The organism is Microbulbifer flavimaris (genome assembly GCF_001641755.2).
GTDB lineage: Bacteria > Pseudomonadota > Gammaproteobacteria > Pseudomonadales > Cellvibrionaceae > Microbulbifer > Microbulbifer flavimaris.
Genome location: NZ_LRFG02000004.1, coordinates 326,115 through 348,448, shown reverse-complemented (window position 1 = coordinate 348,448; position 22,334 = coordinate 326,115). Strand labels below are relative to the sequence as shown.

Annotated in this window: 19 protein-coding genes and 1 pseudogene; 18 read left to right on the top strand and 2 right to left on the bottom strand. The window is 60.6% G+C overall.

The features are described from left to right. A pseudogene (locus AWR36_RS12885) lies at positions 1–959 on the bottom strand (IS3 family transposase); the annotation flags it as partial. Between the two features lie 1,615 nt (positions 960–2,574). Between AWR36_RS12885 and AWR36_RS12875 the strand changes: the two are divergent. From AWR36_RS12875 to AWR36_RS12820, 12 genes are all read left to right on the top strand, one after another. After that, on the top strand, positions 2,575–3,189 hold the full coding sequence (locus tag AWR36_RS12875; RefSeq protein WP_082679592.1) for a bactofilin family protein: 615 nt from the start codon (positions 2,575–2,577) through the stop codon (positions 3,187–3,189). A gap of 87 nt (positions 3,190–3,276) precedes the next feature. Beyond that, on the top strand, positions 3,277–4,506 hold the full coding sequence (locus AWR36_RS12870) for a class I SAM-dependent methyltransferase (RefSeq protein WP_067085570.1): 1,230 nt from the start codon (positions 3,277–3,279) through the stop codon (positions 4,504–4,506). Beyond that, positions 4,506–5,813: a MotA/TolQ/ExbB proton channel family protein gene (locus AWR36_RS12865; protein ID WP_067085568.1), complete on the top strand. Its 1,308-nt coding sequence runs from the start codon at positions 4,506–4,508 to the stop codon at positions 5,811–5,813. The genes AWR36_RS12870 and AWR36_RS12865 overlap by 1 nt, the downstream gene beginning before the upstream one ends. Next, positions 5,803–6,507 (top strand): OmpA/MotB family protein, encoded by a 705-nt coding sequence (locus tag AWR36_RS12860; protein WP_067085564.1) that lies wholly within the window; start codon positions 5,803–5,805, stop codon positions 6,505–6,507. Before AWR36_RS12865 ends, AWR36_RS12860 begins: the two co-directional genes overlap by 11 nt. Further along, positions 6,507–7,628: a hypothetical protein gene (locus AWR36_RS12855; protein ID WP_067085562.1), complete on the top strand. Its 1,122-nt coding sequence runs from the start codon at positions 6,507–6,509 to the stop codon at positions 7,626–7,628. Before AWR36_RS12860 ends, AWR36_RS12855 begins: the two co-directional genes overlap by 1 nt. Before the next feature lie 273 nt (positions 7,629–7,901). Beyond that, positions 7,902–8,381 (top strand): glutathione peroxidase, encoded by a 480-nt coding sequence (locus AWR36_RS12850; RefSeq protein WP_067085560.1) that lies wholly within the window; start codon positions 7,902–7,904, stop codon positions 8,379–8,381. Next, positions 8,381–8,875: a MarR family winged helix-turn-helix transcriptional regulator gene (locus AWR36_RS12845; protein WP_067085558.1), complete on the top strand. Its 495-nt coding sequence runs from the start codon at positions 8,381–8,383 to the stop codon at positions 8,873–8,875. Before AWR36_RS12850 ends, AWR36_RS12845 begins: the two co-directional genes overlap by 1 nt. A gap of 332 nt (positions 8,876–9,207) precedes the next feature. After that, entirely contained in the window at positions 9,208–10,743 is a 1,536-nt protein-coding gene (locus AWR36_RS12840) for a 2-isopropylmalate synthase (protein ID WP_067085557.1), read from the top strand. Next, positions 10,743–11,534 (top strand): hypothetical protein, encoded by a 792-nt coding sequence (locus tag AWR36_RS12835; RefSeq protein ID WP_067085555.1) that lies wholly within the window; start codon positions 10,743–10,745, stop codon positions 11,532–11,534. Before AWR36_RS12840 ends, AWR36_RS12835 begins: the two co-directional genes overlap by 1 nt. After that, on the top strand, positions 11,531–12,013 hold the full coding sequence (gene rimI / locus AWR36_RS12830; protein ID WP_176491142.1) for a ribosomal protein S18-alanine N-acetyltransferase: 483 nt from the start codon (positions 11,531–11,533) through the stop codon (positions 12,011–12,013). The genes AWR36_RS12835 and rimI overlap by 4 nt, the downstream gene beginning before the upstream one ends. A gap of 111 nt (positions 12,014–12,124) precedes the next feature. Continuing rightward, positions 12,125–13,504: an MATE family efflux transporter gene (locus AWR36_RS12825; protein WP_067085553.1), complete on the top strand. Its 1,380-nt coding sequence runs from the start codon at positions 12,125–12,127 to the stop codon at positions 13,502–13,504. A gap of 50 nt (positions 13,505–13,554) precedes the next feature. Continuing rightward, on the top strand, positions 13,555–14,562 hold the full coding sequence (locus AWR36_RS12820) for an alpha/beta hydrolase (protein WP_067085551.1): 1,008 nt from the start codon (positions 13,555–13,557) through the stop codon (positions 14,560–14,562). A gap of 27 nt (positions 14,563–14,589) precedes the next feature. Here the strand turns inward: AWR36_RS12820 and AWR36_RS12815 are convergent, their stop codons facing one another. Next, positions 14,590–16,368: an aminopeptidase P family protein gene (locus tag AWR36_RS12815; RefSeq protein ID WP_067085549.1), complete on the bottom strand. Its 1,779-nt coding sequence runs from the start codon at positions 16,366–16,368 to the stop codon at positions 14,590–14,592. Between the two features lie 275 nt (positions 16,369–16,643). Between AWR36_RS12815 and AWR36_RS12810 the strand changes: the two genes are divergently transcribed. The 6 genes from AWR36_RS12810 (at position 16,644) to AWR36_RS16145 (ending at position 22,247) form a co-directional block, all read left to right on the top strand. Continuing rightward, positions 16,644–18,227 carry a peptide chain release factor 3 gene (locus AWR36_RS12810; protein WP_067085630.1) on the top strand — a complete coding sequence of 528 codons (1,584 nt, stop codon included), beginning with the start codon at positions 16,644–16,646 and terminating at the stop codon, positions 18,225–18,227. Between the two features lie 58 nt (positions 18,228–18,285). After that, positions 18,286–18,948: a 1-acyl-sn-glycerol-3-phosphate acyltransferase gene (locus AWR36_RS12805; RefSeq protein ID WP_067085547.1), complete on the top strand. Its 663-nt coding sequence runs from the start codon at positions 18,286–18,288 to the stop codon at positions 18,946–18,948. A gap of 2 nt (positions 18,949–18,950) precedes the next feature. Then, entirely contained in the window at positions 18,951–19,715 is a 765-nt protein-coding gene (locus tag AWR36_RS12800; RefSeq protein ID WP_197409271.1) for a TSUP family transporter, read from the top strand. Between the two features lie 4 nt (positions 19,716–19,719). Beyond that, positions 19,720–20,064: a hypothetical protein gene (locus AWR36_RS12795; RefSeq protein WP_067085545.1), complete on the top strand. Its 345-nt coding sequence runs from the start codon at positions 19,720–19,722 to the stop codon at positions 20,062–20,064. A 32-nt stretch (positions 20,065–20,096) separates the two neighbouring features. Further along, on the top strand, positions 20,097–21,506 hold the full coding sequence (locus tag AWR36_RS12790; protein ID WP_067085543.1) for a M20/M25/M40 family metallo-hydrolase: 1,410 nt from the start codon (positions 20,097–20,099) through the stop codon (positions 21,504–21,506). A gap of 357 nt (positions 21,507–21,863) precedes the next feature. Continuing rightward, positions 21,864–22,247 carry a hypothetical protein gene (locus tag AWR36_RS16145; RefSeq protein ID WP_141398538.1) on the top strand — a complete coding sequence of 128 codons (384 nt, stop codon included), beginning with the start codon at positions 21,864–21,866 and terminating at the stop codon, positions 22,245–22,247. The last annotated feature ends 87 nt before the right edge of the window (positions 22,248–22,334 follow it).

The following is a 22,334-nucleotide window of genomic DNA, read 5'->3' as shown; positions in this document are numbered from 1 at the left end:
GAACCAGTGTTCATTGAGGCACTCGTCCCGGAACTTGCCGTTGAAGCTCTCGATGTAGCCGTTCTGAGTCGGTTTACCCGGCTGGATTAACTTCAATTTGACGCCATTCTCATAGCCCCACTGGTCCAGGGCCTTACTGGTAAACTCGGGCCCCTGGTCCGTCCTGATGGCCTTCGGGTAGCCCCGGAAGGCAGCGATAGCATCTAGCGTTCGCGCCACCTGGAGCCCTGAAATGCCCCTGGCGACGGGGATATCGAGGCATTCCTTGGTGCAGTCGTCAACAATGGTCAGGCACTTGATGCGGCGGCCGTTGGCCTCTGCATCCATAACGAAGTCCATTGACCAGACCTCATTGGGCGCTTCCGGTAGCTCAAGGGGTTGTGGCTCGACCATGACACCCTTGCGCTTTGGCCGCTTACGCACTGCCAGGCCTGCCTGGATGTAGAGCCGATAGACCTTCTTGTGATTTACATGTAAGCCCTCTCTACGCAGCATCTGATGGACCCTGCGGTAGCCGAAGCGTCGCCGCTCCAAGGCGATTGCCTTGATGCGCTCAGACAGATTTGACTCAACGGCCTTCTGGGGCTGATATCGCATGGATGCGCGGGATAACCCGACGAGTGAACAGGCCCTGCGCTCCGAAATGGTCGTTTCCGACTGCATGGTGCGCACGGCCTCGCGCTTGTTCCCGACGGTCAATACTTTCGGTTGAGGGCAGCCTTGAGTGCTTCTTGGTCCAGCATGGACTCCGCCAGCAGCTTCTTCAGCCGGGCGTTCTCCTCCTCGAGAGCTTTGAGACGCCGGGCTTCCGCCACTTCCATTCCGCCGTACTTCTTGCGCCAGGTGTAGAAAGTGGCATCAGAGATGCTGTACTTGCGGCAGAGCTCTTTTACCGGGATACCGGCCTCAGCCTCCTTCAGAATCGGGATGATCTGCTCTTCGGTGAATCGTTTCTTCATGTCCATCTTCCTTATTGGTAGTGGACATTACTAGAAGCTGGATGGACTAGAAAGTGGGGAGCAGGTCACTATCTCCAAAGTTGCCAAAGCGCTCGAGTGCACAGCTGGAGTGCCAGCCCGGTTCAAATAAAAGAAAGGGCCACCCAATCGGGTGGCCCTTTTTATATTTAGGATACGATGAACAACTGCCACTACTGCCCAGCGCAAAGCGCTGCCATGTGACAAGCGTTGCACCAGCGGTGCAAGCTTGGAGCGCCGTAGGCGTCGCAACGCGATGGCGAGCGCAGCTCGGCACCCAGTGTAGGTCTGCCGCTATCTCCAAAGTTGCCAAAGAACTCGAGTACACAGCTGGAGCGCCAGCCCGGTTCAAATAAAAGAAAGGGCCACACAATCGGGTGGCCCTTTCTTTTATTTAAGATACAGTGAATAACTCCCACTATCACGCAGCGCAAAGCGCTGCCATATGCGTCGTGCGCGACCCCAGAGCAATGCACCGCAGGTGCCGGCCTGGGGCGCCGCAGTCGTCGGTATGCCGCATCACGCAACGCGATGGCGCGGGCGGCCTTTTCATGTTGGAATTGATAAATAACTGCCTTCACCTTCCGTCGGCCCCGGCCCGTCGCACTGATATTTTTCTGCCAATACACTCGCTGATTTTCCCGGCAACCAATTTGCTGGTGGCGCTTTTTTCAACGCTGCGCGCCAGTGCCCGTAATGCGGTCACGTTGGACGATAATCCCAAACTTATTAACAACTTCATCCAGCATATCTGTGAGTAAGGATGAAACCAGATTTTTCTTTAACGGATAATCAGCGTGCCAGGCTGGGGGCATACAAAGGTTTGTCAAAGCTGGTGATAAATCTGTTGCAGGAATCGGGTGCCACGATCAGCTCTGACCTGAGACACGACTGGGCTCGTACAAGTGTTATAGGTTAATGCTTCATTTTAAAGGGGTGGCAGTAATAGCCCCCTTGCAAAGGCGACTTGGCGACGGGTCCTGACATCTCTTTGCCGGGAGCGCGGCCCGGCGCATTTTTGTGCAGGTCTCACCAGGGCCCCAGGCAGTAGTGCTCGACCAGATATCCCAGTCTTATACACAGCATCGTCCAGAGATTTTGTGGGTAACCATTGGGGTCTGCAGTTTCGCCATTCAATGGGTTGCCTGTTTCTGTGCCGCGTGTGTCTTGAGCAGCCTTGATGGCAGAGTGAGTCTCATAAGGCGCGATTTCCTGAGTGTGGCCGACGGCCTCTGTGGGGGCCAGCTGCCAGGCTGCTTGGTAGACGGGAGTAGGCACCATTCAGGTGCGAAGCCGGTCACCCTTTAGCTGTTGAGGTGTAGCTTGGTGCGGCGATGTAACCCGGCACACGGTTCAGTATTTAGGCAGGATTCAGCATGGTGAAGCAAATTTGTGAGCGGTGTCACACGATCGGCAAAAAGGGGGGCCGGGAGCATTAAAAAACCGCTTTTGTGGCATGCGGCAATCGCGTGACGCCCTTATCATCAAGCGACGCAATCGCCGCGCAGATGGCGAAAAAACAACCGCCCTGGATTTGTGAGAGGTACGGCAAATTGGGCACCTACCCAGCTATCCCCAATCTGAGGAGTACAACAATATGGCCGATAACGAAGACCTGCAGAATAACGAAGAAAACAACAGCAGCTTTCTAGACGGATTTATGGATCAGGGTGCCGCGGCCCCGCGCAGTGGTTCCAGCGTCAGTGAGGAATATGATAAGTCTGTCATCGGCAAGAACATTAAGTTCCGTGGTGAATTGATCGGTACCGAAAGCCTGCATATTGAAGGCACGATTGAGGGCACCGTGATCATGGAAGGCCACAACCTCTCCATCGGCGCCGGCGGTGAGCTGAACGCAAACATCCACGCAAAAAACATCACGGTTGAGGGAGCGCTGACCGGAGATGCGCTGGCGGAAGAGCTGATCGAGATTCGCCGCACGGCAGTGGTGAAAGGTAACCTGATTGCACCGCGCATCCAGCTTGACGACGGAGGTAAGTTCCGCGGATCCATGGATATGGTCGATACCGACGGAGAAATGAAGGAGCGGGTCAGCGCGTTCAAGGAAAAACTGGTACACCCCAGCCTGCCGCCCCGCGACTCTGAGGAGACTCCTGCCAAGGCAGCGACCAACGCTTCCAGCGGTCTCTACTCCGGTGCTTCCGCAAGCGACTACGCCGACAGTGAAAGTGAGTTGGAAACCGAAGCCTGACCGCTTTCGGTGAATTGGTGGAGCGGTGAGCAATGCCGTTAGGGGCTGCCCACTGCTTCACCATTGTGGTGTTTTGAGACCAGTTGTATGCAGCATCACTCGCTCGGCCTGGCAGCGCTTAACCAGGAGATCATTCAGCCGGGATATCGGATTCTGGACCTCGGGCCGCTGGCCGTGGGAACGACTCAAGCGTTCCTGCAGATGAATTGCCCCTGTTACATTGAGGACCTGGTCGAATTCTTTTCCGATAACAGGGATGCCCCGGATTTAAAGGCGGCACTGAGCCAGCACCTTGTACCCAAGCCGGAAAAGGTCAAATTCGATGTGATTCTCTGCTGGGATCTGCTCAACTTCCTCAGCCCGGAGTTGATCGCCCACCTGCTTGAACTTTTGCGCCCTAACCTAAAGGCGGGCACGCTCCTGCACGCAATGATCTATACCGGTGTCCAGGCACCCAGGCGGCCGGCCAAATTCAGGCTGCTGAAAGATTTTACCTACGAGACGACAGATGACACGTCGTACCCTGAAGTGCCCTATCAACGGCACACGACGGTCATCTTGATGCAGAGTCTCGGTCGCTTCAGGCTCAGCGACTCTCTCGTAAAGCGTCGTGGCATGCGCAAAGACCTGTTTGAGTACTTCTTTGAGTACGATAGTGGCGCGCCCACCGCAAAGGTTCGCTCTGGCAGCGTTTCGGATGTATCGACGTATTTCTCAAGTCGTGATGTCGGTGATGCGCAGACATTGCAAGCTCTCGATGCTGCGCTCGCCCCAGCGCGGCGGTCACCGGTTAGCCGCGTGATTGACTGTGGACCGCGAAGCGGGCGCAACATTGCTGCGCTTCAGCAGCAGGTAGGCGAGCTGTTCGTGCTGGATCTGCACACAGCTGTCCAGTGGTACAAGCGTCGGGGTGAAGATGGTTGCCAGGCCATTCGGTCAGCTTTTGCAAAGTTCTCCGATCTCGAGCCCGCGGACGCAATATTGACCTGGGAGTTATTCAGCTTCTACTCGTCGGAAGAGGTGCGTGTATTGAGCGAGCTCCTACTGGCGAAACTGAAGCCCGGTGGGCTGTTGCATATGGTTTTCGGCAAGCGCACGGCCCTGGCCAGAACACCCTCCGTGTACGAAGTGCAGGAAGACAAGCGCTTGCTGGTGAAGGAGTTCCCGGCCAGCCAGCAGGCCGGTTTTCACTCCAGCCTCTCGGAATTGATCCGGGCTATACCGCATCTCCAGCTGGTGGCCCAGGGGCACGGGAAATTGCCGAGTGGGGCCTTCTTCCATGAGCTGGCATTGAAAAAGAATACGGGAGTTCATTGATGTCCGGGTTGCTGAACCAGCTTTTTGCTGCATTTACACCAGCAGCGGTCACCGACACTTTCCTGGCGCTGATGCTGCTCATCTTCGCTATGGCACTGGTATTGCGCTTTGGTGGCCGCGGTCGCGAGTTTGTGGAGCAATGCCCGGGATTTTTGACCTCTCTGGGTATTCTCGGGACTTTTGTCGGCATCATTATCGGCTTATATGGCTTCAGCCTGGAAGACATCGACCGCAGCATTGCTGACCTGATGGCGGGGCTGAAAACCGCGTTTATCACCAGTGTCATCGGGCTGGCGCTCTCCCTGTTGCTGCGGGTGTTCACCCGGATGCTCAAGCTGCCTTCTGACCCGGTAGAGAGCGCTGCGACCATTGATGACCTGAACCGCAACCTGGTTTCCCTGCACTCGGCACTGGATCAGTATGCTCAGCGCACGGGCGAGTCCGTTGTCAAACAATTGGAGCAGGTGGTGGCCGGCTTCAATACCCGGCTGGAGTCCCAGTTTGGTGCCAACCTGCAAACTTTTTGTCGCCAACTGGAGCAGCTCGGCCCGGTGCTGCACAAGGTTTCCAGTGAGTACGCTGCCCACGCCGAGCGTGTTTCCAGCTGGAGCCAGCAATGCCAAACAAACCAGGCCGCGTTGCTTGAGCAGCAGGCCCTGATCAATAAAGCCCATGAACGAATTGCGGAATTGCCGCAGCTCTACCGCGGGCTGGACCAGTTGCTGGCGCAGCAGGGGCAGCAGGCCTCGCAGTTGGCGGAGTTGCTGCACAGGCAGGGCGACTCGGTTCAGCAACTGACGGCACTGGTGCCCAAGTTGCCCGAGAGTATGGAGCATCTCTCCCGGGGGATCGCCACCGCCCAGCAGCGGGTCGACGAGAACCTGGTTTCCATCGAGCGGCTATTGCAGGAACAAGCGCGAGGGCTGGCCGAGCCGCTGCAGGGTGTGGTGCGGGCGATGGAGGGCCTCGAGGCCCTGGATCCGCAGGCGATGAAAACCCTGGTGGCGAGCTCTGCCGAGGCGCACAGAGAATCGATGCGGGAGCTTGCCCAGACGATGGCCTCCACCCATCGCGAGATGGTACAGGCGCTGTCTGCCGTTATCCGCAAAGAGTTGCAGGATGCAGACGTATCCATCCGCCGTCAGTATGAGCAGATTGACCGGGAGATGAATCGCCAGGTAGAGCAGGTGCTATCGGCCATGGGTGAAGCGCTTGCCACTGTCAGTGGCACTTTTACCCGGGATTTCCAGCAGCTCATCGCCCAGGTCCGGCGTGTGCGGGCCAGGGAAGTGGAATATGCCGAATAATCTCAGGTCGATATCCCGGGCTGCGGACGACGGCGAATGGCTCAGTGTCTCAGACCTGATGGCCGGTTTGATGATGGTGTTCCTCTGTATTTCCATCGTGATGATGCGCTCGATGATGGAGGAAAGGGAAAAAATCCGCGCGCTGGCACAGTCATACCGGGATAACCAGCTGGCGATCTACCAGACGCTGGTAGCAGAATTTGAGGGCGACCTGCCGCGCTGGGGGGCGACCATCGACAAGGATCGACTGATTATCGCGTTCAATAACTCCGACGCCATGTTCACGACCGGGGAAGCGGAAATGAACCTGCAGGCACAGCGCGTGATGGAGGATTTCTTTCCGCGTTATATCACGGCGCTGAAACCTTACCTGGGGTCCATTCGAGCAATTCATATCGAGGGGCATACCAGTTCCGAGTGGGGTGACGGCGGCAGCTCAAACGACAATTACTTCAAGAATCTGCGTCTCTCCCAGAGTCGTTCCCGTGAAGTGTTGCACCACGTCCAGGGACTGGTGCCGGATGCTGAGGTACCGGGTATGCTGGCTCTGGTGGCAGCCGTGGGCTATTCATCGGCGCGGCCGGTATTGCGTGCAGATGGCTCCGAGGATCCGGAGAAGTCCAAGCGGGTAGCCTTTCGGGTGATCACCAACTCCGAGGCTCAGATTCATCGAATACTAGAGGAGGCCCTATAGTGGCACTTTGGAAAAAAGCCTTCGCGCGGCTGCGGGGAGCACCCGATGTCTCCAGTTCCCCAGAGTCGACAGGGGCGGTTGAAACTGATGTGCTGGAACAGGATGCTCTCGCTGTTGAGGAAAACCTGAAGGCAGCGACAGAGATGGCTGCCGGGGTTGACCTGGAATCGGATGAAGAATCGTTTGTCACTACCACGCAAGCCGCGGATGCCAGGAGTGATGTGTTCGCGCGGGAGCTGCAAGCCGGTATACAGGTCAGCCTTGGTGATCTGGAATGCGGCGATGCGGGCTGGCGCTACCGTGGGCACCCGGTGATGGTGTTCGGTGTGGAGAGTGAGGAAATCACTGATCCGGCGAGGCGCCGTCAGGTCGCATCCCTGATACACCTTTATCCCTGCACCAGCGTATTAAAAAATGCTGCCAGTGCTGCCTGGGTGTCGACGGACCTCAAGGCGATTGAAAGCCTTGCTGACTCCGGGCAGTACAGATTCTGTCGGGGCTGTCTCCAGGCCGCCGCCGGGCGCGGTGCAGATCCGGCGAAATTCGATTTTGCGGCCCATGTGCGCAGTCATGGCGACAGTTACTTCCCCGGTGGTCCCTGTTACTGGCGACCGGGCACCGAGCCGGTTTCGTTACTGGCTCCGGCGGCGCAGGCCGAGCGCTCTTGTCCAAAGTGTGGCTGTAATTCGGAAGGGGCCGGCTGGCAAATGAGCGCAGATGATGCCGCAAGGCTGTCCCTGCCGGAGGGTATCTGTCTTTTGTGTGCAGAGCGCGAGGTCGAGGGTTGCCTGCATTTCGAGGGTGACGATCTGGTTGCTGCGGCACAGGCGCGCTACCGCAGCCTGATGGCACAGGCGGCCCGGTCGCCAGTGCCATCGTGGAAGCTGGCTGCTGCGATTCTGCCGCTGGGCTGGCAGCCTCTATTGCAAAGTCTCGAGCGGGTGCTGCCGCCCCCGGAACTGTTCTTTTCCATTGCAGATTCCGAGCCTCCGGCGGTGCTCGCCTGGCCGGCACTGAAGCGGGGCGTGGTAGAACGCCGGCTACAGGACGGTGAGAGCAAGGGCTGGAGCCTGTGGACTCGCGTACAGATCGAAGAGGAGCTCGGCTTCACGCTGCGTTGAGGTGCTTGCCTTAGCTCTCGTCAGCCCGGCCCTTGGAAGAGAAGCCCCGCAATTGCGGGGCTTTTTCGTTGCCCGGCAAAACCCACAGGCGGCGACGTTTCCCTGTGCATTGCCGCGTTGGTCTACCGCGGGCGGCCGCGCAGCCATGCCATATCATCGCCACCGGCACCAGACAGAGACATTCTATTGGGTGGCGGGCACCGGTTGAATCTGAAGGCTTGCTAAAAACATTGCTTACAATTAGATTGTGCACAATTAAAAAGGAGGAAGACCATGAGCAATCTGTATGAAAAGGCGCTGAAAACCCAGGACGGGCGCGACACCACGCTGGGCGAGCATGCCGGCAAGGTGCTGCTGATCGTCAATACCGCCAGTAAGTGTGGATTCACTCCGCAATACAAAGGCCTGGAGGCCCTGTATCAGAAGTACCGCGACCGCGGCCTCGAAGTGCTTGGCTTCCCCTGTAATCAATTCGGCAAGCAGGAACCGGGCAGCGATGAGGAGATCCAGTCTTTCTGTGAGCTGAACTTCGGTGTCAGTTTTCCCCTGTACTCCAAGGTGGAGGTGAATGGTGACAACGCGCATCCGCTGTTTCAGGAACTGAAGAAGGAGGCCCCGGGCCTGCTCGGCACCGAGGCAATCAAGTGGAACTTCACCAAGTTTCTGGTGGGCCGGGATGGCCAAGTGGTGAAGCGCTTCGCTCCCAAGGACAAGCCCGAGTCGCTGGAGGCTGAGATCGAGGCGCTGCTCTGATGGCTGGTCCGCATCAGTTGCCGGTTGCCCCGTGCGAGAGCGATGATCCGCTCGCGCTGGGCAACCAGCTGTGCTTTGCCCTCTATGCCGCCTCGAGGACCGTGACACGGGCCTACCAGCCGATGCTGCAGGCGCTGGACATCACTTACCCTCAATACCTGGTGCTGCTCGCCCTCTGGCCGTGGGATCGGGAGCGCGATGGTCCTGCCACCGTTGGCGCCCTGGGCCGCCAGCTGTTGCTGGATTCGGGTACCCTCACGCCGCTGCTCAAGCGCATGGAGGCTGCGGGCCTGGTGGAGCGGCACCGCGGTGCGGCCGACGAGCGGGTAACCGAGGTGTTACTGACCGACACCGGGCGCGGTTTGGAGCTGCGCGCCAGGGAGTGGTTACGCGGTTCGGAACGTGTGGGTGATCTCAACCGGGAGGAGCTGGCGGAGCTGCGCCGGCGGTTGTGGCAGTTGATCAGGGAGCTCGGTGCGACAGCTACTGATTAGGATGGTTTTGCTGAAATGGCAGCAAGCCCTGCATCGCTTGTCTTGAATTTTACAAAAACAGTCATTTCTTAGGATGGCAATTGATCTGCGTGCCCGCTCCGTCTATAGTCGGTTTTCTCGATAGTATTGAAACCGACCACCACCATGCACGCTGCAAAGCTCGCTCTCTGGCTCCGCTGCCGACCCACCGCGCCTACGCTGCGACTAGCCCGCTGTGGCAGATAATTTTATTTCGACCCCCTCCGACAGAATTCCACACTTTATGTTGATCAGCGCGTAGACAGCGGCGCAGGCCCTGTTTAGCCTCGGTCCTAACGAGGAGATGAGCACCGATGAATACCAATAAAGATAAATTAGTCATTTTCGACACCACGCTCCGGGACGGCGAACAGAGCCCCGGGGCATCCATGACCAAAGACGAGAAGATCCGCATTGCGCGCATGCTCGAGCGTATGCGGGTGGACGTAATCGAGGCCGGTTTTGCCATCGCCAGTCAGGGTGACTTCGAGGCGGTGCAGGCAGTGGCCGAGACGGTCAGGGATTCGCGCGTCTGCAGCCTTGCCCGTGCCGTCGGCCCGGACATTATCCGTGCCGGCGAGGCGCTGAAGAGCGCCAACGCCTCGCGCATCCACACCTTTATCGCCACTTCCCCGATCCATATGAAGTACAAGCTGCAGATGGAGCCGGAGCAGGTACTGGAACAGGCGGTCAAGGCGGTCAAACACGCACGCCAGTTCACTGACGATGTGGAGTTTTCCCTGGAGGACGGCAGCCGTTCCGAGCCGGATTTTATGTACCGCATCATCGAAGCGGTGATCGCGGCCGGTGCCGGCACCATCAACATTCCGGATACAGTCGGTTACGGCGAACCGGAAGAGTACGGGGCCATGTTCAGGCGCGTGATCGAGAATGTGCCCAATTCCGACAAGGCGATTTTCTCCACCCACTGTCACAATGACCTGGGCCTGGCGGTGGCCAACTCCCTGTCTGCGGTGATGAACGGTGTGCGTCAGGTGGAATGCACCATCAACGGTCTGGGTGAGCGCGCCGGCAATGCCTCCCTGGAGGAGATAGTGATGGCGGTGCGCACCCGTCAGGATCTGTATCCTGTGGATACCGGTATCGATACCAGCCATATCGTGCCCACCTCGCGAATGGTTTCCTCCATCACCGGCTTCCCGGTCCAGCCCAATAAGGCCATCGTCGGGGCCAACGCATTTGCCCATGAGTCCGGTATTCACCAGGACGGCGTGCTCAAGCATCGCGAAACCTACGAAATCATGTCCGCGGAAGATGTGGGCTGGGGCCAGAATCGCCTCGTGCTCGGCAAGCACTCCGGCCGTGCCGCGGTCAAAGCGCGCTACCAGGAGCTGGGGGTGACCTTCGATGACCCGGCAGAATTCCAGATTGTCTTCCAGCGCTTCAAGGATCTGGCAGACAAGAAGCACGAGATTTTCGACGAGGACCTGCAATCCATCGTCGCCGGTGCCGAGGAGCCCGTAGAGCACTATCGGCTGGCCTCCCTCGATGTGCACAGCCGCAGCGGCAACCGCCCGCAGGCACTGCTGCAGCTGCTGATCGAAGGTGCCGAGGTGAACGCCCAGGCGGATGGCAGTGGTCCGGTAGATGCCACCTTCAAGGCGATCGAATCCGTGGTAAACAGCAACGCAGACCTGAAGCTCTACTCGGTGAACGCGGTTACTCAGGGCACCGACTCTCAGGGCACCGTGACGGTGCGCCTGGAGCGCGATGGTCGCCTCGTCAATGGCGTGGGCGCTGACACCGACATTCTGGTGGCCTCTGCCCAGGCTTATCTCGATGCGCTCAACCTGCTCGCCAGTGGTGAGCGCAAGCGACAGGGCGTTTGATGCACGAATTACATCGGGCCGAATATCTGGAGGCTCTGGGCATACCCAGCTACGTGCCCCGCTATGTGCTGCCGCTGGCACCTGCGCCGCGGCAGGCCCAGCTACCTGTGGCCGAGCCCAAGCCGGCGGCGAACCCGCTGCCCCACAGTGCCGATCAGATCCTCGACACGGTGTCGCGGGCGGTACCCGAGCCGGCGCCGCGGCAGGTGCCGGTGCGCCCGGCGGAACCGCCGCAGGTGGCCCGGGAGCTGGAGTCGCTGGTGGCGGATACCCGTCCGCCAGCGGCAGCACAGCAGCCCCCCGCAGCTGTAGTTGAGTCGACCGAAACCCGCGTGGAGCCTTTCGTACTCAGCTGCTGGTGGATCGGCGATGAATTGCTGGCCGTGGATAGCCGCGAGCCCGGTGCCGCTCTGCCGGTGGAGGCGCTGTTCAACAACATGGTCCGGGCACTGGGTTGGCACGAGCTGTCCCGGGAGCAGGACCGGTTGCGCTGGCCGATGGCGGAAAACCGCTTTGCCGCTGCAGCCAGCGCCAGCGATGCCCGCGATACCTGTTCCATCTGGCTGGAGGGAGCCAGTGCCCGCCGACCGGTGAAAACCATCTGGCTGATGGGCCAGCAGGCGCAGGATTTCTGTGCGCCGGTCCCGCTGGAGGACGGAGTCGCGGACTGGAATGGCATCAGAATGCTGTCCATGCCGAGTCTATCCGAATTGCTGCAGGCGCCGGAACGCAAGCGTGAGGTCTGGCAGCTGCTGCAGGAAACCTACCCCGAGCAGACCCGCAGCCGGTGAGCACTGGCACGCTTTCCCTGTCTGTAGCCCCCGGGGCGGAACTGCGCCCGGCCGCTGAAAGCGACTGCGCCGCGCTGGCGGCGCTGGCTCGCAGTGCCCACTCCCACCCCTGGACGGAGCGCCAGTATCTCGACAGTATTCACGCGGGCCACCAGTGCTGGCTGCTGACGATGCCCGATGGCACGGCGGTGGCCTGCTGCGTGCTGATGCCACTGCCGGATGTCTTTGAGGTACTGGATGTGGCTGTTTCCCCGCAATGGCGTCGCCGCGGCATCGCCCGCGCGCTACTGAAGGCGATATTTGAGCGCCTGCCGGGGAGCGCTGAGACGGTGCTGCTGGAAGTGCGAACAGGCAATACCGGCGCACGAGCGCTTTACCGCAGCCTCGGCTTCCGCGAAGATGGCCTGCGCCGAAATTACTACCCGGCAGCCAACGGTGCGCGGGAAGACGCGGTGCTGATGAGCCTGCCGCTGCGCTGACCTTGCCGGTCAGGCGTCCCTCGGGCGGCAGGAGCCGCCCGCTTCCCAATTCGTGCGACCGCAATCCAGGCACCTGCAATCCAGGCAACAGGAACGACCGAACAAACTTTCATGGCCATAGCCGCAAGAAATCCATCCCTTACCGAAGGCCCGGTTGCCGGGCATTTACGCCGTCTCGCGCTGCCCATGGTGTGGGGCATCCTCGCCACCATGTCGTTCAACGTGGTGGACACCTACTTTGTTGCCCAGCTGGGCAGTGCGCCGCTGGCGGCGATGAGCTTCAGTTTTCCTGTCGTGATGGTGATCAACAGCTTTGCCATCGGTCTCGGTGCCGGCACCTCCTCGGCAGTGGCGCGGGCCTATGGGGCCGGCGATACCGGGCGGGTGCGCCGCCTGGTCACCGATGCTTCACTGCTGGCGCTGCTGATCGCAGTCGTGATCAGCACCGTCGGTCTTCTCACCATCGAACCCCTGTTCCGGCTGCTGGGCGCCGAGCCGGATATGCTGCCATTGATCGCCGATTACATGGTGATCTGGTATCTGGGCGCGGTCTTTGCCGTGGTGCCAATGGTGGCGCTTTCCGCCCTGCGGGGTATCGGCAACAGCGCCATCACCGGCCGCATCATGGTGGCGGTGGCGGTGTTTAACCTGATTCTCGACCCGCTGCTGATTTTTGGCCTGCTGGGCTTCCCTCGTATGGAGCTGCAGGGTGCGGCCCTGTCCACGGTGATCGCCCGCGGGGTGAGCTTCCTGGCGGCGTTTTATTTTCTCGGCGTGCGCGAACACCTGCTCGCGCCCCCCGGCAAGACGTTGTCGGGGCTGCTCGCCTCCTGGCGGGCGGTGCTGGCTGTGGGGCTGCCGGCGATCGCCACCAATGTGATTATCCCCATGGCCGGCGGCGTCGTGGTGGCGCTGGTGGCGGTACATGGGGCTGATGCGGTGGCCGGTCTCGGCATTGCGCTGCGGATCGAGCCGCTGGCACTGATCGTGTTCTACGCCCTCTCTTCCGTGGTCGGACCTTTTATGGGGCAAAACGCCGGCGCCAAAAAGCCGGGGCGGATGCAGCTGACTGTGAGTGTCCTGGCCCGTTTCTGCTGTGGCTTTGGCCTATGCCTGGCGCTGGTGCTGTTCCTGCTGGGTGGCCCCGTGGCCAGCCTCTTCAGCGATTCTCCCGAGGTGCTGGCGGTGGCGGTGGCCTACCTGACCCTGGTGCCATTCAGCTACGCGGGTTACGGATTCGTCATGTCCGCGAACGCAGCGTTCAATGGCCTGGGGCGACCTCTGCCGGCCACCATGATCTCGTTCCTGCGTGTGCTGGGAATCTACCTGCCGCTGGCGTGGGTGGGAAATCAGCTGTGGGGGATTACTGGCCTGTTTGCGGCAACGGCAGCGGCGAACCTGATTGTCGGCGCGCTGGCGTGGTGGTGGTTGCGGCGCACCGTGGTCAGTTACCGGGCGGCGGTGGAGTCGGGAGCGGAGCGTCTCGCCTGACCAGGTGCTCCGGTCTGACAAATGCGGGCCTAACAACAGGGATTTTGCCGATGGGTTTTCTGTTCCGGTCATTGCTCCTGACGATACTTGTCCTGAGTGCCGCCAATACGTTGGCCGCACCCGACGTGGACAACCCTTTCGACCGCCATCCCATCCATTTTGCCAGCGTCAACGAGGTCGCCATCGCCTACCAGGATATGGGGCCGCGGGACGGAGAGCCGGTCCTGCTGATCATGGGGCTGGGCGCGCAGATGCTGCATTGGGGCGACACCCTAGTGGAGGGGCTGATCGATCGCGGCTTTCGTGTGGTGCTGCTGGATAACCGCGACGCCGGCCTGTCGCAGAAGTTCTACGCCCTGCCGGCGCCGCCGGTGTGGTGGACGGGGCTGAAGAGCCGGATCGGGCTCGACCCGGGTGCGCCTTACACGCTGGGGGATATGGCGGCGGATGCGGTGGGGCTGCTGGATCTGCTGGAAATCGAAAACGCCCACGTGGTGGGCGCCTCCATGGGTGGGATGATCGCCCAGGTAATGGCCGCGGAGTACCCGCAGCGGCTGCGGAGCCTCACCTCCATCATGTCCAGTTCCGGTGCACCGGATCTCCCTGAGCCAGAGCCTGAGGCGCTAGAGGCCCTGGCCAGTGCGGCAGAGCCGGCAGGCTCCCGGCAGGAGCGCATCGAACGCGGTGTGGAGATCACCCGGACCATCGGCTCGCCAGAATTTTTCAACGAGGAACACGCGCGGCAAATGGTGAAGCGTGTGGCCAATCGCGGTGGCTACGGGGATGGCATGCTGCGGCAGTTCCAGGCCATTGTCGCCAGCGGTGACCGCTCTGCGCTGTTGCAGGAAATTGGCCTGCCGACCCTGGTCATCCATGGCAAGGTGGACCCGCTATTGCCCCTGGGGCATGGCCGCGATACGGCGGAAAAGATTCCCGGCGCCCGCTTCGTGCCCATTGCGGGCATGGCTCACACCTTCGATCCCACTTCCAGCCATCTGGTGCTGGAGGCACTGGTGCCCTTCTTGAAGGCGCAGGAGAAGGCACCGGCCGCTGATTGAGCTGCTGCCAGCCAGCGGCCACCCGGTTCAGATCTTCTCGGTGGCCTGCTGCAGCCAGGTCCGGGTCCTCTCGTTCACCAGGGGCGTCAGTGTCTCCCGCACACGCTGGTGGTAATCATTCAGCCACTCCAGCTCCATCGGCGTCAGCAGCAGCTTGTCGATCAGCTTGCGCTCGATAGGGGCCAGGGTCAGTTCCTCGAATTCCATGAAGCCGGGGTACTGTTCGCTCTCCTTCACAAAAATCAGATTCTCGATGCGGATGCCGTACTGGCCGGTGAGGTAAAAGCCGGGTTCGTTGGAGAGGATCATGCCCGGCTCCAGCGCCACACTGGTATGCATCTTGCCGATCCGCTGCGGGCCCTCGTGCACCGACAGGAAACTGCCGACGCCGTGGCCGGTGCCGTGGGCGTAATCCAGGCCCGCGTCCCAGAGTGCCTTGCGCGCAAAGGCATCGATCTGTTCGCCGCAGGTGCCGGCGGGAAAGCGCAGCGTGGCGATGGCAATGTGGCCTTTCAGCACCCGGGTAAAGTGGTCCCGGGCCTGCTCGGGGAAGTCCCCCAGTGCCACGGTGCGGGTCACATCGGTGGTGCCGTCCGGGTACTGGCCACCGGAGTCAATCAGGTAGATGCCCTCGGGTTTCATGGGCAGGCTGGATTCCGGGGTGACGCGGTAGTGCACGATGGCGCCATTGGGGCCGTAACCGGAAATGGAGTCAAAGCTGTCATCGGTAAAGCCCTCCCGTGCCTCGCGCTTGGCGCGCAGCAGTGCGACCGCCTCCAGCTCGCCGAAGCTGTCGTCGGCGATGCCGCCATCCACGGCCTCCGGCAATTCCGCCAGGAATTCACACAGGGCGGCGCCGTCACGCTCGTGGGCAGCGCGGCTGCCGGCCAGCTCCTCGGCGTTTTTACGCGCCTTGGCGCCGGTGATGGGGTCGCGATCCAGGATCAGTTCCAGGTCCATGGCGCGCAGCTGTTGCAGGGTCCAGCAATTGGTCAGTTGAGGGTCCACCCAGATGCGGGCCACATGCTGGCGGCGGGCCGCCGCAAACAGCTGGGCCTTGTCGTGCACCAGTGATACGTCGCCACCGAGATGCTCCCGCAGGGCGTCGCTGGCAGCCGCCTCGTCCAGGTACAGGGTGGCGGTGCCATCCCGGTAGAGCATGGCGCAGCTCAGGGCTACAGGCAGGTGGGGGATATCACTGCCGCGAATATTGAACAGCCAGGCGCACACTTCCGGGTTGGCCAGCCACAGGGCGTCGGCGCGCTTCTCGTCGAGCAGGTCGGCGATGCGGAGGCGCTTCTGTGCGGAAGCCTCTCCGGTAAAGGTCTCGGGGTGCGGCCGGGCGTGGCCGGATGGCTGTGCCGGGCGGTCACTCCAGATGTTGTCGATGGGGTTACTGTCGAGCGGCTGCAGGCAGATATCCCGCTCAGCGAGGCGTTTCTTCAGGGCTGCCAGGCCGGGCTCGGTGTGCAGACGCGGGTCGAAGCCGAGGGACTCGCCAGCCTTGAGGTTGTCGCACAGCCAGCCGGCAATGGCGGCGGGGTTCAGGTTCTGCTGCTCCAGCGGCTGGTCGCCGATCTGCTGCTGCGCCTGGATGGTGTAGCGACCGTCCACGAACAGGGCGGCGTGGTCACCGGCCATGGCGGCGAGCCCGGCAGAGCCCGTGAAACCGGTGAGCCAGGCGAGGCGCTCCTCGGAGGGGGGTACATACTCGTTCTGGTACTCGTCACCCCTGGGGACCAGGAAACCCTGTACTCCCTGGCGTTTCAGCTCCTCCCGCAGGGCGTCCAAACGCTCCCGACTCATAGTTCACCTCTATTCAGTTTGTGTATCGTCGTCGAACCGGTAACGGGCTTGCTGTGGGACATGCTGTTGCCCCACTTGTGGGCGCTCTGATCGCTGTCCCTGCCTGATAAGGCTGCGCATAGAGCCTCATTCGCCGAACCTGGCATCTCAGCCGCGCGGTCAGCGGTCCGCATGGCCAAAACCGCAGTCTAACAGCCCTCCTGTGGAGCCCGCCGCCGTGTATAATGCGCGGCTTGTTTTTTGTGCAGATCTGCCGAGTACCGAATTTAAAGATTATGGGTCATAGTTCCTCCCTGGCGGGTATTGGCGGCCGCCGTACCTTCGCCATTATTTCCCACCCGGACGCCGGTAAGACCACCGTGACCGAAAAGCTGCTGCTGTTCGGGAATGCCATTCAGCTGGCGGGCTCCGTCAAGGGCAAGAAGGGTCCCCACGCCCGCTCCGACTGGATGACCATGGAGCAGGAGCGGGGTATCTCCGTGACCTCCTCCGTGATGCAGTTCCCCTACAAGGAGCGGGTGGTCAACCTGCTGGATACCCCGGGGCACGAGGACTTCTCCGAAGATACCTACCGCGTACTGACCGCGGTGGACTCGGCGCTGATGGTGATCGACGGCGCCAAGGGTGTAGAGGACCGCACCATCAAGTTGATGAATGTGTGTCGCCTGCGTACCACGCCGATCCTGTCGTTTATCAACAAACTCGACCGCGATATCCGCGACCCTATCGAGGTGATGGACGAGATCGAGGAAGTACTGGATATCCAGGCCGCGCCGATCAACTGGCCGCTGGGTTCCGGGCAGCACTTCAAGGGCGTGTACAACCTGTACACCGACACCATCCACGTGTTCAAACAGGGCCAGGGTCACACCATCCCTGAGGATACCCAGATCAAGGGACTGGATTCCGACGAGGCTACCGAGCTGCTGGGCGAGGACGCCGACGAGATCCGCGAGGAGATCGAGCTGGTGCGCGGCGCGACCCACGAGTTTGACCTGGAGGCTTACCTGGCCGGCAAGCTGACGCCGGTATTCTTCGGTACCGCCCTGGGTAACTTCGGTGTGCGCGAGATGCTCGACGGCTTTGTCGAGTGGGCGCCGGGCCCGCAGCCCCGCGAGACCCACGACCGCAGCGTGCAGCCAGAAGAGGAAAAGTTCAGCGGTTTCGTGTTCAAGATCCAGGCGAACATGGATCCCAAGCACCGCGACCGTATCGCGTTTATGCGTGTGTGTTCCGGCACCTACCGCCGTGGCATGAAGATGAAGCATGTGCGGCTCGGCAAGGATGTGAAGATCGCCGATGCGGTGACCTTCATGGCCGGCGACCGCACCCATGTGGAAGAGGCCATTGCTGGCGATATCATCGGCCTGCATAACCACGGCACGATCCAGATTGGCGATACCTTCACCGAGGGCGAGAGCCTCAAATTCACCGGTATCCCCAATTTCGCGCCAGAGCTGTTCCGCCGTATCCGCCTGAAAGACCCGCTGAAGCTCAAGCAGCTACAGAAGGGGCTGCAGCAGCTATCCGAAGAGGGCTCCACCCAGGTGTTCTTCCCGCTGGACAACAATGACATCATTGTCGGTGCCGTGGGGGTGCTGCAGTTCGAAGTGGTGGCCTACCGCCTGAAAGACGAATACAAGGTGGAGGCCGTCTACGAGAACGTCAATGTGAATACTGCCCGCTGGGTGGACAGTGAGAGCGCCAAGGAGCTGGACCAGTTCAAGCGCAAGAACAGCACCAACCTGGCGCTGGACGGTTCCGGTCACCTGACCTACCTGGCCCCGACGAGAGTGAACCTCTCACTGGCAGAAGAGCGCAATCCGGATATCCGTTTCTACGCCACCCGGGAGCACTGACCAGGGTTTACGTTTTCCTGCGGCCGCCGGGCGGCCGCCACCAGCAGGTGAAGAGAGCATGCAGAAAGTCGTAACTCGAGAGAGCGATAAAGTGAGCACGATTCCAAAAGAATTACCGCCAGAAGTCCCCCGTATCGGTAATCGCTTCACCAGCGGTCTCGGAGTCCTGATTATCAAGCTGCTGGGCTGGCGTTTTGAGGGCAACCTGCCGGCGGAGAAAAAACTGATGGTGGCGCTGGCTCCGCACACCTCCAACTGGGACTTCATTGTCGCCATGCCCATGATCATGGCGCTAAGGGTCCAGATCTCCTTCATGATGAAGAAAGAGGCTTTCTTCTTCCCCTTCAAGCGTTTTTTCATGTGGCTCGGCGGTCTGCCCACCGACCGCGCCTCCCCCCGCGGTCTGGCTCAGCAGATGGCCCGTGCCTACCGCGAGCGGGAAAAGATGTGGATGGCCATCACTCCGGAAGGCACCCGTAAAAAAGCCCCAAAGTGGAAGACCGGTTTCCTGCGTATTGCCTACGCTGCCAAGGTGCCCGTGCTGCTGATCGCCTGGGACTTTCCCAACAAGCGCATCGTGGTGGACTCCCTCTATCAGCCCACCGGTGACCTGGAAACAGACATGCGCGAGATCCAGCGCCGTTTCCACCAGTACCAGGGCCGCAAGCCGGAAAACCAGACCGATCTGGTCGAGGACTCGGACAAGAGCGCGGCTGAATAACAGTGCCGGAGCTCGGTGACCTCACGCCGCTGACCTACCTGCTGCTGACTGCAGTGGGCTTTGCGGCCGGGTTCATCAGCTCCATCGCCGGCGCCGGCGGTATGATTACACTGCCGGCGCTGCTCTGGGCGGGCATCCCGCCGTTGGATGCGTTGGGGACCAACAAATTCCAGAGCGTGTTTGGCACCCTGTCGTCAACACACAACTATTTTCGCTCCGGCCACCTGGATTTTCGCCCGCTGTGGCCGGGCCTGCTGGCCGCCGTTGTCGGTGCGGCCCTGGGCACCTGGACCGTGACCCGGCTGGGTGGTGAGCAACTGCAGACACTGCTGCCGATCCTGCTGATCGCCATTGCCATCTACTTTGCCATCTCGCCGCGTATCGCGGATGTGGACAGCAAACCGCGGATGTCGAACGGCCTGTTCAATCTGCTGATCGGTGGCGGTGTAGGTTTTTACGGTGGCTTTTTCGGCCCGGGGATGGGCTCCATCTACGCGCTGGCCTTTGCAGCGCTGCTGGGTTACAACATGCGGCGGGCTACGGCCCATACCAAGCCGCTGGTACTGGCCACCAATTTCACCTCTATGGTGATTTTTATCGCCGGTGGCCACCTGCTGTTGGGGCTGGCGCTGTGTATGGGGGTGGCTCAGGTCATCGGTGCCCGGTTGGGCTCCAACATGGTCATCGCCCGCGGCGCCGCACTGGTGCGCCCGGCCATTATCGTAGCCACCGTGGCCATCGCCATCAAACTGCTGCTGGAGACGTGAGGGGATGACGATCCTGCTGACCATCGTCCTTTCGTTTCTCGCCTTCGCCCTGATAATCTGGGCGCTGATGCATATGCGTACACCGCGCTTTCGCATGGAGCGGCGCGACTTTCTCAAGGGACTGGAAGACGTGATCGCCGGCCAGGCCGACGAAAACGAGTGGCGTGTGCTGGTGGGCTATCCCATGCGCCACGACCCGGAACTGGAAGCGCTGCGGCTGGAGTGCCTCGCCATTGAAGAGGACGAGTACACCGGCGGGCAGACCTACCTGTTCACCGAAGCCGGGCTGGAGAAGCTGCGCGAGCAGCGCCACCGGCTGCTGGCACTGATCAACCAAGAAAAATATTAGCTGTAAACCGCTTGAGACCGAAGGTAACCACCATGAAACTCAGACCCCTGCTGGCCATGACCAGTGGATTCCTCGCCGCGCTCGCCGTCACCACGGCCACCGCCAAGCCCCTGTCCCAGGAAGATCTCTCCGTGGCCGAGGTGCTGCGGGATCGCGCCCTGGAATCCTCCGATGCCTACAGCATCGTGGAGTCCCTCACCGTTGAGGTTGGCCCCCGCCCGGCAGGTTCAGAAGGCGACCGTCGCGCCGTGGCCTGGGCGCAGGAGAAGATGAAGGCGCTGGGCTTTGACCGCGTCTACACCGAGCAGATCGAAGTGCCGCGCTGGAATCGCGGCCACGCCCACGCCCGCGTTGTGTCTCCGTTCCCGCAGCCGCTGGTGGTCTCTTCCCTCGGTTACAGCGTCGGCACCCCGGAAGAGGGGCTGACCGCAGAGATCGTCGAGTTCGCCGATGTGAGCGAGCTGATCGAGGCGCCCGCGGACAAGGTGCGCGGCAAGATCGCCTTTATCAACAAGCGCATGGAGCGCACCCGCACCGGTGAAGGGTACGGCCCGGCCGTCGGTGGGCGCAGCCGCGGTATGCGCGCCGCCGCTGAGAAAGAGGCCGTTGCACTGATGATCCGCTCCGTGGGTACCGACTCCGATCGCTTCGCCCATACCGGCATGATGTCCATCGATGGTGTCGAGGAGCCGGTACCGGCGCTGGCGCTTTCCGCACCGGATGCCAACCTGCTGGAAGCCATGCTCGAGCGCGGCCAGCCGGTGGTGGTGAACCTGGATGTGCACAACCAGCGCCTGGAGGACGGCCCCTCCTTCAACGTGATCGGTGAAATCACCGGCCGCGAGAAGCCCGAAGAGGTGATGATCATCGGCGCCCACCTGGACTCCTGGGATGAGGGCACCGGTGCGCTGGACGACGGTGCCGGCGTCGCTATCGTCATGGAAACCGCACGCATGATCGCCGAGCTGCCCCAGCGCCCGCGTCGCACCCTGCGTGTGATCCTTTACGGTGCCGAGGAAATCGGCCTGGTGGGTGCCAAGCAGTATGTGGAGGCGCACCAGGACGAGCTGGACAACATCATCGCAGTGTCCGAGTCCGACTTCGGTGCCGGCAAGATCTGGCGCTTCGACACCCGCCTGCCGGAAACCAAGTTCGACATCGCCGACCAGATGATGCAACTGCTGGCCCCGCTGGGCATTGAGCGCGGCAACAACCAGTCATCCGGTGGTCCGGACAGCAGTGTCTTCGTCGCCCGTGGCGTACCGGCCTTCGGTCTGTACCAGGACGGCACCGACTACTTCGACTACCACCACACGCCCAACGACACCCTGGACAAGGTGGACCCGGAAATCCTCAAGCAGAACGTCGCTGCCTGGGTGGTAATGTCCTTCCTCGCCTCGGAAATGGAAGGCGACCTGGGCCGGGTCCCGACCGAGAACTGATCGTCTCACCCCTAAGCTCAAATAGCAGTACCAACTGTTGAGCCAAACCCCGCCCAGTGCGGGGTTTTTTGTGTCTTTGGCAGGCGAAACCTCCCTGTTCGGTAGACATGGGCCTGTGTTCACGGGCGCATTTAGCTAACTCATTGATTTTCAGGGAGCTTTGACGGGGGTGAAATTGAAACTGGAGTGAGAGGCTGGTTTGAATTGACAGGAGCACTCTCAACAGCGCTTAAGCGTCAGGTGTCGCAGAAAAGCCTACCTTGCATGAGTGGGTATTTTCAGAGATAAAGGGCCAAAGGCAACAAAAGCCTATGGCTTATAAATAGAACTGTGAACTGGTTTACCAGGGAGAGAACGATGTGTAAGAAAATAATCGTACTTATAATGTTCATTTCAAGTCCTGCGGTCTCATCAGAGAATATATCGCCTGTAGATACGTTCGCTAAGATTTTTGGTGCGATCGATCATAGCTCAGGAATGATGTCGCCCTCGAATCAAACCGAAAGTGAGCCTTCATATTTCTATTTTTTTGACGGCTCTGCTAAAGCAGAGATAAGGACATGCTTTACACTCGATGGAAAGCAGCTGGTCCGCGGCTCGACTACTGGCGGATTTTCTCCCAATGTTGATCGAGAGATCTTAGTTGGTTTAGAACAGCGCATGGAGCAATTTTGGGAAGCGATACCATATAGAAATATTGCGGATCCTAGCGCCGAAGGCTGCGTGCCAAAAACCAGTTAACGAATCGCAGCAGTCGGATTCGTGACCTTCGCTTCATTGAGCGTTCTCACTTCATTTTTTGCATAACGAAGCGAACCCTCTTGCACG

Bases quoted from the DNA above. Each gene is read 5' to 3' on its own strand.
- AWR36_RS12845 (WP_067085558.1), top strand. From the start codon at position 8,381: ATGGCTGGTCCGCATCAGTTGCCGGTTGCCCCGTGCGAGAGCGATGAT.
- AWR36_RS12850 (WP_067085560.1), top strand. From the start codon at position 7,902: ATGAGCAATCTGTATGAAAAGGCGCTGAAAACCCAGGACGGGCGCGAC.
- AWR36_RS16145 (WP_141398538.1), top strand. From the start codon at position 21,864: ATGTGTAAGAAAATAATCGTACTTATAATGTTCATTTCAAGTCCTGCG.
- AWR36_RS12815 (WP_067085549.1), bottom strand. From the start codon at position 16,368: ATGAGTCGGGAGCGTTTGGACGCCCTGCGGGAGGAGCTGAAACGCCAG.
- AWR36_RS12870 (WP_067085570.1), top strand. From the start codon at position 3,277: ATGCAGCATCACTCGCTCGGCCTGGCAGCGCTTAACCAGGAGATCATT.
- AWR36_RS12840 (WP_067085557.1), top strand. From the start codon at position 9,208: ATGAATACCAATAAAGATAAATTAGTCATTTTCGACACCACGCTCCGG.
- AWR36_RS12865 (WP_067085568.1), top strand. From the start codon at position 4,506: ATGTCCGGGTTGCTGAACCAGCTTTTTGCTGCATTTACACCAGCAGCG.
- AWR36_RS12820 (WP_067085551.1), top strand. From the start codon at position 13,555: ATGGGTTTTCTGTTCCGGTCATTGCTCCTGACGATACTTGTCCTGAGT.
- AWR36_RS12860 (WP_067085564.1), top strand. From the start codon at position 5,803: ATGCCGAATAATCTCAGGTCGATATCCCGGGCTGCGGACGACGGCGAA.
- AWR36_RS12825 (WP_067085553.1), top strand. From the start codon at position 12,125: ATGGCCATAGCCGCAAGAAATCCATCCCTTACCGAAGGCCCGGTTGCC.
- AWR36_RS12795 (WP_067085545.1), top strand. From the start codon at position 19,720: ATGACGATCCTGCTGACCATCGTCCTTTCGTTTCTCGCCTTCGCCCTG.
- AWR36_RS12805 (WP_067085547.1), top strand. From the start codon at position 18,286: ATGCAGAAAGTCGTAACTCGAGAGAGCGATAAAGTGAGCACGATTCCA.
- AWR36_RS12835 (WP_067085555.1), top strand. From the start codon at position 10,743: ATGCACGAATTACATCGGGCCGAATATCTGGAGGCTCTGGGCATACCC.
- AWR36_RS12810 (WP_067085630.1), top strand. From the start codon at position 16,644: ATGGGTCATAGTTCCTCCCTGGCGGGTATTGGCGGCCGCCGTACCTTC.
- AWR36_RS12790 (WP_067085543.1), top strand. From the start codon at position 20,097: ATGAAACTCAGACCCCTGCTGGCCATGACCAGTGGATTCCTCGCCGCG.
- AWR36_RS12875 (WP_082679592.1), top strand. From the start codon at position 2,575: ATGGCCGATAACGAAGACCTGCAGAATAACGAAGAAAACAACAGCAGC.